We start from the raw sequence: 4422 nt of genomic DNA, 5'->3' as shown, positions 1-4422 counted from the left end.
GGTTGATCCGCGCCCGCTCGCGCACATGGTCGCCACGGCCGATCACGCTGACGGAGTAGCCGTTGCGCTCCAGGTAGCTGGAAATCAGTTCGGCGAGGGCGGTGTCGTCTTCGACCAGAAGGATGTTGGGCATGGGGTGTTCCAGAAAAGTGCTGTGGCGACCGGAAGGGCCACTTCACGGGCAATCCCGCTCCCACAGTGTTATCGGGTGCTCACAAAATCTGTGTCCACAACCAATCCCTGTGGGAACGCGCTTGCCCGCGATGGCGATTCAACTGTCGCAATAAATTTCAAGGCGTAGAGGATATACGCCCTCACCCGTCCCTGAGCAAAACCCTTACACAATTTCACACAGCGCCTACAAAGCTTCACCGCTAACCTCGGCGTCTGCCCGTAGGATGCGGACTTCAATATTGGGGGTTGTACATGTCGAAAAATCTGCTGGCCGGGCTCGGCCTGATCGCAATGGCGCTGACGCTGAGCGCCTGTGATTCATCCTCGAACGCCGAAGAACAGGCGCCGCCAGCGACCGTGCGCATCGAAACCATTGCAGCGCACCCCCTGTCGATCAGCAGCGAACTCAGCGGGCGGATTGCCGCGCCACGGATTGCCGAAGTGCGCGCCCGGGTCCCCGGTGTGGTGCTGCAACGCACATTCCGCGAAGGCAGCGATGTGAAAAAGGGCGATGTGCTGTTCCGTATCGACCCGGCCCCCTTCAAGGCTGACCTCGACAGCGCCGAAGCCGCACTGCGCAAGGCCGAGGCCAATGCATTCCAGGCGAAATTGCAGGAGCAGCGTTACGCCCAGTTGATCGACGACAAGGCCATCAGCGGTCAGGACTACGACAATGCCCGCGCCAATGCCCGGCAAACTGCCGCCGATGTTGCGGCCAACAAGGCCGCAGTGGAACGCGCGAAGCTGAACCTCGGTTATGCCACCGTCACCGCGCCGATTTCCGGGCGGGTCGGTCGGGCGCTGGTTACCGAAGGCGCGCTGGTCGGGCAGAACGAAACAACGCCCCTGGCGCTGATTCAGCAACTGAACCCGATTCATGCCGACGTTACCCAGTCGACTCGCGAGCTCAATGAACTGCGCCGGGCCTTCCGCTCCGGTCAGTTGCAGCAGGTCGGTCAGGACCAAGTCAAAGCCACATTGATTCAGGATGACGGCAGCCTGTATCCGTTGCCGGGCAAACTGTTGTTCGCCGACATCACGGTCGACCCGGGCACCGGCCAGATCATCCTGCGCAGCGAGTTCCCCAATCCGGACCTTGATCTGCTGCCCGGCAGTTTCGTCCGTGTGCGCCTGGAACAGGCAACGATCCAGCAGGGCATCACCGTGCCGCAACGTGCGGTGCAGCGTGACAGCGCCGGGATCGCGCAAGTGCTGACCGTCGACGAGCAAATGCGCGTGGCCCAGCAACCGGTGCAACTGGGTGCTGTGCAGAACGATCGCTGGATCGTCACCGGCGGCCTCAAACCCGGTGATCGCATTGTCATCGAAGGCCTGCAGCACGCCCGCCCCGGCGAAAAAGTGCAGATCGACGACACCCCTCTTCCACTTGCCCAGACCTCTGGTCAGTAAGCAGGACGCTTTTATATGCCGCAGTTCTTTATCGACCGCCCGGTATTCGCCTGGGTGGTCGCCCTGTTCATCCTGTTGGCCGGTGCGCTGGCCATTCCGCAATTGCCGGTGGCGCAATACCCCGACGTCGCGCCGCCACAGATCGAAATCTACGCCGTGTACCCTGGCGCTTCGGCGCAGACCGTCGACGAGAGCGTGGTCAGCCTGATCGAAGAGGAACTCAACGGTGCCGATCACCTGTTGTATTTCGAATCGCAGAGCAGCCTCGGCAGCGCAACGATCAAAGCCACCTTCCAGCCGGGCACCAACCCTGAACTGGCGCAGGTCGATGTGCAGAACCGCCTCAAGGTGGTGGAGTCGCGCCTGCCGCAAGCGGTGAACCAGCAGGGCTTGCAGGTGGAAAAAGTTTCCGCCGGTTTTCTCCTGCTAATCACCCTGACCTCCAGCGACGGCAAACTCGATGACGTGGCGCTCAGTGATTATCTGGCGCGCAACGTGATGAACGAAATCAAGCGTCTGGACGGCGTCGGCAAGGCCCAGTTGTATGGCGCCGAGCGGGCGATGCGTATCTGGATCGATCCGCAGAAACTGATCGCATTCAACCTGACGCCTGCGGACGTCAACGCCGCCATCGTCGCGCAGAATGCACAGGTCTCGGCGGGCAGCATCGGCGACTTGCCCAATCCGTCCACTCAGGAAATCACCGCCACTATCCTGGTCAAGGGCCAGCTGTCGACGCCGGAGGAATTTGCCGACATCGTGCTCAAGGCCAACCCGGACGGCTCTACGGTGCGAGTCGGTGACGTCGCGCGAGTCGAGATCGGCAGTCAGGAATACCAGTTCGGTACGCGCCTCAATGGCAAGCCGTCCACGGCGGTGGGCGTGCAGCTGTCGCCGGGGGCCAACGCGCTGAACACCGCGACGCTGGTGCGGGCGAAGATGGACGAGCTGTCGCGCTACTTCCCGGCCGGGGTCGAATACAAGATTCCGTACGACACCTCGCCGTTCGTCAAAGTCTCGATCACCAAAGTGGTTTACACCTTGGGCGAAGCGATGCTGTTGGTGTTTGCGGTGATGTTCCTGTTCCTGCAGAACGTGCGCTACACGCTGATCCCTACGCTGGTGGTGCCGGTTGCGCTGATGGGCACGTTCGCGACCATGCTGGCGCTGGGCTTCTCGATCAACGTACTGACGATGTTCGGCATGGTCCTGGCCATCGGCATTCTCGTCGACGATGCCATCGTGGTGGTGGAGAACGTCGAACGGATCATGGCCACCGAAGGCCTGTCGCCCAAGGAAGCCACGCGCAAGGCGATGACACAAATCACCGGCGCGATCATCGGCATCACCCTCGTTCTGGTGGCGGTATTCATTCCGATGGCGTTCATGCAGGGCTCGGTCGGGGTCATTTACCAGCAGTTCTCGCTGTCGATGGCGACCTCGATCCTGTTCTCGGCGTTCCTCGCGCTGACCCTGACACCGGCACTGTGCGCGACACTGCTCAAACCGGTTGCCAAGGGCGAGCATCACGAGAAATCCGGATTCTTCGGCTGGTTCAACCGCCGCTTCGAACGCCTGACTGACCGCTATCAAAGCTGGGTTGGTTATGCGTTGAAGCGCAGCGGGCGCTTTCTGCTGATCTATGTCGTGCTGCTGGTGGGACTGGGCCTGTGCTTTATGCGTCTACCCTCCTCTTTCCTGCCGGTGGAAGACCAGGGTTACACCATCACCGACATTCAACTGCCACCGGGTGCGAGCAAGAACCGCACGGTGCAGGTGGTCGAACAGATCGAGGCGCACAACGCCGGGGAACCGGGCGTGGGTGACAGCACGGTGATTCTCGGCTTCAGCTTCTCCGGTAGCGGGCAGAACGCCGCACTAGCGTTCACTACCCTCAAGGACTGGTCGGAACGTGGCCGCGATGATTCGGCGGCCTCGATTGCCGATCGCGCCAACATCGCGCTGAGCCAGATCAAGGACGCCGTCGCGTTCGCTGTTCTTCCGCCACCGGTGGATGGTCTGGGTACATCGAGCGGTTTCGAGTTCCGCCTGCAGGATCGCGCCGGCCTTGGCCACGCAACGTTGATGCAGGCGCGCACTGAATTGCTCGCGGCCGCCGAGAAAAGTCCGGTACTGATGAACGTGCGCGAGAGCGCACTGGCCGAAGCGCCGCAAGTCCAGCTGGAAGTGGATCGCCGGCAGGCCAATGCGTTGGGTGTGTCGTTCGCCGACATCGGCAACGTACTGTCGACGGCGGTGGGTTCCTCCTACGTCAATGACTTCCCCAACCAGGGCAGGATGCAACGGGTGGTGGTGCAGGCTGAAGGTGACCGCCGCAGCCAGGTCGACGACTTGCTGAAAATGCATGTGCGCAACAACGACGGCAAGATGGTGCCGCTGTCGGCGTTCGTGCAAGCGAAATGGACCCAGGGGCCGGCGCAGTTGACCCGTTACAACGGCTATCCGGCGATTGCGATTTCCGGCGAACCGGCCCCGGGGCACAGCACCGGTGAAGCCATGGCGGAAATCGAACGGCTGGTGGCCCAAGGGCCGAAAGGTCTGGGGCAGGAATGGACGGGATTGTCGTTGCAGGAGCGGTTATCCGGCAGTCAGGCGCCGATCCTGTTGGGGCTGTCTTTGCTGATCGTGTTCCTGTGTCTGGCAGCGCTGTACGAGAGTTGGTCGATTCCGACTTCGGTGTTGCTGGTGGTGCCGCTGGGCGTGCTCGGTGCGGTATTGGCGGTGACGTTGCGCGGGATGCCCAACGACGTGTTCTTCAAGGTCGGGCTGATCACGATCATCGGTCTGTCGGCGAAAAACGCGATCCTGATCATTGAG

2 protein-coding genes and 1 pseudogene are annotated in these 4422 nt (G+C 61.7%); 2 read left to right on the top strand and 1 reads right to left on the bottom strand.

Translation table 11 applies throughout. The features are described 5' to 3' along the window. A pseudogene (locus DBR24_RS32385) lies at positions 1-133 on the bottom strand (DNA-binding response regulator); the annotation flags it as partial. Positions 134-426: 293 nt separating this feature from the next. On the opposite strand from DBR24_RS32385, the gene DBR24_RS16120 reads away from it, so the two are divergent. Together DBR24_RS16120 and DBR24_RS16115 are read left to right on the top strand one after the other, a co-directional pair. Beyond that, the gene (locus DBR24_RS16120) at positions 427-1584 is read left to right on the top strand and encodes an efflux RND transporter periplasmic adaptor subunit (RefSeq protein ID WP_123468448.1); all 1158 of its coding nucleotides are present in this window, start codon (positions 427-429) and stop codon (positions 1582-1584) included. 15 nt (positions 1585-1599) lie between these two features. Next, a partial coding sequence (locus DBR24_RS16115; protein WP_128615258.1) for a multidrug efflux RND transporter permease subunit occupies positions 1600-4422 on the top strand: 2823 nt, incomplete at its 3' end.

This window comes from Pseudomonas sp. HMWF006 (assembly GCF_003061205.1).
GTDB lineage: Bacteria > Pseudomonadota > Gammaproteobacteria > Pseudomonadales > Pseudomonadaceae > Aquipseudomonas > Aquipseudomonas monsensis.
This window is presented reverse-complemented; position numbering and strand designations above follow the sequence as displayed.